Source organism: Marilutibacter aestuarii (assembly GCF_006546775.1).
Classification (GTDB): Bacteria; Pseudomonadota; Gammaproteobacteria; order Xanthomonadales; family Xanthomonadaceae; genus Marilutibacter; species Marilutibacter aestuarii.
This window is the reverse complement of the sequence record NZ_VICE01000056.1, coordinates 1-4222: the sequence shown is the minus strand read 5'-3', so window position 1 is coordinate 4222 and position 4222 is coordinate 1. Positions and strand designations below refer to the sequence as shown.

At 69.4% G+C, this 4222-nt stretch carries 2 protein-coding genes and 1 pseudogene; all 3 read right to left on the bottom strand.

Features of this window, described 5'->3' with window-relative positions; genetic code table 11:
* A pseudogene (locus tag FKV25_RS05970) lies at positions 1-624 on the bottom strand (energy transducer TonB); the annotation flags it as partial.
* A gap of 221 nt (positions 625-845) precedes the next feature.
* Complete coding sequence (gene mnmE, locus FKV25_RS05965; protein ID WP_141517882.1) at positions 846-2204, bottom strand: tRNA uridine-5-carboxymethylaminomethyl(34) synthesis GTPase MnmE; 1359 nt, start codon at positions 2202-2204, stop codon at positions 846-848.
* Between the two features lie 210 nt (positions 2205-2414).
* The gene (gene yidC / locus FKV25_RS05960) at positions 2415-4088 is read right to left on the bottom strand and encodes a membrane protein insertase YidC (RefSeq protein WP_141517881.1); all 1674 of its coding nucleotides are present in this window, start codon (positions 4086-4088) and stop codon (positions 2415-2417) included.
* Positions 4089-4222 lie beyond the last annotated feature (134 nt).

The window sequence follows — 4222 nt, the reverse complement described above, 5'->3', positions numbered from 1 at the left end:
TTCCTCGCGCGCGGCCTGTTCGCGCGCGGCCTGCTGCTGGGCGGCGAGCTGGCGTGCGGCCTCTTCCTGCTGGCGTTGCTGGTCGGCGGCGCGCTGGCGCTCGAGTTCTTCCTGGCGCTTGGCCTGTTCCTCGGCGCTGATCTTTTCCTGCTCGGCACGCTTCACCGCCGCGGTCTGCTGCGTGGTGATGCTGGTCTTCAGTCGCGCCAGGGCCGGATGCTGGGGGTCGGCCTTTTCCAGCAGGGCGGCCAAGCGCTGGGCTTCGGCGAAGTCCTCGCGCTGGACGCTCTGTTCGATGGCGATGACCGTCATCGGCAGCAGGTCGGTCAATGCACTGGAGACGGCGGCGTCGCCGGGCGCCTTCTCGCGCAGGGCCAGGTAGTACTCGACCGCGTTGTCTTCGGCCGGGGCGTAGAGTCGGTTCTCGGCATAGGCCTTGCGGGCGGCCTCGCGAAGCTCGTCGGTGCCCAGTGCGGAGACCTTGCTCGAGACGGCGTTCTCAGGCGTCACCGCCGGGGCGGTTTCAGCCGGGGTCTCGGCGGTGGCGTCGGTGCCGGCGGCCGGCGAGGCCGGTTCGTCCTTGCCGCAGGCGGCGATCCCCAGCCCGAGGGCCAGCAGCAGCACGGTCCGGGCGGCAACAGCAGCCCGTGACCGATCAGATGTTCGGTGTGTCATTGGTAGAACTCTCCCCTGAAATTCGCTTGTGCGAACACGCATCATTAAATCGCCTCTCGGACGTCGAGTTGTCAAGTAAATATTGATGAACGTCACACTTTAGACAGAAGCCCCGTTCGCGCCACCGGTTTCCTGCTAGCAGAGCCGGAACGTGAACGAGTGCACGCTACCTACTTGCCGATGCAGAAGCTCGAGAAGATGTGGCCGAGCAGGGTGTCGGGATGCATCCGGCCGGTGATCTCGCCCAGCCGGTCATGGGCCTGGCGCAAGGCTTCGGCACTGAGTTCGAGCGCTTCGTGGGCCAGGTGCTGGCGGGCATCGTCCAGTTCGACCAGGGCCTGGCCGAGTGCTTCGACGTGGCGCGCGCGCGCGGTGAACGCCCCGCCCGCATCGCCTTCGCCCACCCGCGACCCGGCAATGCCACGCAGGCGTTCGTGCAGGCCATCGATGCCCTCGCCGGTCCGCGCCGAGACGCGGAGCATGTCACTCGCATCGGCGCTGGCGGCAGCGTTCGCCGCGGGCAGCAGGTCGGACTTGTTGTGGATCCACAGGACCTGGGGCACGTCGCGGATTGCGTCGGCCACGGCGCGGCGGCCGCCCTCGGGGTCGCGCGCGTCGAGCACCACAAGCGCCAGGTCCGCTCGCGCCAGCTCGCCACCGGCGCGGCGCATGCCTTCGCGCTCGATCGCGTCTCCCCCCTCGCGCAGGCCGGCGGTGTCGACCAGGGTCAGCTCAATCCCGTCGATCCGGAGGGTTTCATGCAGGAGGTCGCGGGTGGTACCGGCGATCTCGGTGACGATGGCGCGGTCGCTGCCGGCCAGTACGTTGAGCAGGGAGCTCTTGCCGGCATTGGGCGGGCCGACCAGGACCGCGTGCAGGCCGTCGCGCAGGCGGCGGCCGCGTTCGGCCGCCTGCAGCAGCTCGCCCAGGTCGGCGGCCAGTGCTGCCATGCCTTGGCGGAGCGCGTCGCCGCCCAGGGTGTCGATGGGTTCGTCGGCGAAATCGATGGCCGCCTCGACGTGCACCCGCAACGCGACCAGGGCATCGCCAATGGCATCGACGCGCCGGGAGAAGTCGCCCTCAAGCGCGCGCCGCGCCGCCCGCGCCGCCGTCAGGTCGGCGGCGGCGATCAGGTCGGCGACGGCCTCGGCCTGGGCCAGGTCCAGGCGGCCTTCGAGGAAGGCACGTTCGCTGAACTCGCCCGGCCGTGCGCGTCGTGCGCCAAAGGCAACGCACGTCGCGACCAGCGCCTGCAGGACAGCGGGGCTGCCGTGGGCCTGGAGCTCGACCACGTCTTCGCCGGTGTAGCTCGCGGGCGCGCGGAAATACAAGGCGATGCCGTCGTCGAGCACGACATCGTCGACGTCGCGGAAGCGCACGTGGTGGGCGTGGCGCGCGTCGAGTTCGCGATGGCAGATCGATTGCGCGATGAGGCGGGCCCGCGGGCCCGACAGGCGCACGATCCCCACGCCCCCGGCGGCGGGACCGGTGGCGATGGCGGCGATGGTGTCGCGGGCGGGGTCGCTCATGGGCGCTATGGTCGCATGGCGCAGGTACCGGTTTGCACCGGCTTGGAGTGTCGCCCGCGGTTCGAGGGTGGCTCCCGGCTCGACCCCCGGGCTTTCCAGATGCGGCCGCGGCGTTCGTCGCTTGGACCGGGGCTGCGGTCAGCGGAGTGCAAAGAAGAACGGCGGGCATCGCTGCCCGCCGTTCCGGTCATTCCCGCTTGCGTCGTGTCGTCAGCCCTTGGCGGGCGCGTCCGCGTATTTCTTGGTCATCCACCACTGCTGCAGCAGGCCCAGCGAACCATTGGTGACCCAGTACAGGACCAGGCCCGCCGGGAAGAACGCGAACATCACGCCGAACACCAGCGGCATGAACTGCATCATCTTCTGCTGCATCGGGTCCATGCCGGTCATCGGCGTCAGCTTCTGCGTGGCCCACATGACGGCCGCGTTGACGATCGGCAACACGAAGAACGGATCGCGCGCGGTCAGGTCCTGGATCCAGAGGATCCACGGCGCGTGCCGCAGCTCGACCGATTCCAGCAAGGTCCAGTACAGCGCCAGGAAGATCGGCATCTGCACCAGCATCGGCAGGCAGCCGCCGACCGGGTTGATCTTCTCCTTCTTGTACAGCTCCATCATCGCCTGCTGGAACTTCTGGCGATCGTCGCCGTAGCGCTCCTTGAGTTGCTGGATGCGCGGCTGGAACTTGCGCATGCGCGCCATCGACTTGTACTGCGCGCTCGAGAGCGGGAACATCGCCAGCTTGATGATCAGCACCAGGCCGATGATCGCCCAGCCCCAGTTGCCGACGAGGGCGTGGATCTTCTCCAGCAGCCAGAACAGGCCGTTGGCCAGCGCGGCGAAAATGTCGAAGCGGCTGTAGTCGACCGCGCGGTCCAGGCCCTTGACGCCCTGCGCCTGGATGCCCTCCACCAGCTTCGGACCCACCCACAGGCGAGCCTCGGTGACGGCGGTGCCGCCGGCGGCGACGTTGAACGACGGGCCACGGCTCTCGATGCCGTAGCGGCCGTCGCCCGAGTCGAGCACGAACAGCGACGCCTGGTCGGCCTGCGGGATCCAGGCGGCGAAGAAGTGGTGCTGCAGCATCGCGACCCAGCCACCGGTGACGGTGCGGTCGAGCGGGCCGTCTTCGACGAAGTCGTCGTAGCTGCGGCGGTCGTATTCGCCGTCGTACCAGACCGCGCCCTGGAAGCTGTAGCCCTCCGCGCTCATCGGGCCGCTGTTCTTGACGATCGCCGGGACACGGTCGAGCTGGCGGTAGACGTAGCCCTGCCAGGGCTGGCTGCCCTGGTTGACGACTTCGTCGCGCACGCCGATGGCGTAGTCGCCACGCTTGAAGGTGTAGCTGCGGCGGATGGTCACGCCATCGGGCCCGGTCCAGACGAAGGGCACCACGACCTGGTCCTGGCCGGGCGCCAGGTTGAAGTTGCGCGGTTCGCCTTCAAGCCGGAAAGCGCCGTTGCTGCCCGGCGCGGCCTGCTGGCTGCTCCAGCCGGTGCGGGCAATGAAGTACTGCGCCGGGTCGCGCGTGAAGAGGCGGACCGGCGGGCTGTCGTCGTCCGCGGTCTGGCCGTAACCGAGCAGCTCGACCTCGCGCATTTCGCCGCCGGTCATTTCCACGCGCAGCACGTCGGTCGCCACCGTGACCACGGGGCCATCCGCCGCCGGCGCGGCCGGCTGGCCAGGAGCGGTCGCCGTCGCACTGGGCACCGTGCCGGCGCCGGCGGTCGGCACCTGGGCCGTGCTTCCCGGGACGGACGCGCCGGAAACCGTGGCGGTGGTCGGGGCCGGCGATTCGGGCGCCTGTTCCTTGTTCCACTCCATCCACAGCAGGGTTGCCACCATCAGCCAGGCAATGATCAGGAAAACGCGGGTCTGGTTCATGGGGACTCGTGGACTGGAATGAAGGGAAGGAGCGGCGGGCCGACACTTTTGTATGTGGCCGTTGCCGGCGGGGTACAAGCTCAGGCGGGCGGCGGTTCGCCGTCGTGGGCCCGCCGGGGCGGCGCCGGCGGTGC

What these genes read in the sequence shown, in the direction of transcription:
- mnmE (WP_141517882.1), bottom strand. Translation starts at nt 2,204, where the DNA reads ATGAGCGACCCCGCCCGCGACACCATCGCCGCCATCGCCACCGGTCCC.
- yidC (WP_141517881.1), bottom strand. Translation starts at nt 4,088, where the DNA reads ATGAACCAGACCCGCGTTTTCCTGATCATTGCCTGGCTGATGGTGGCA.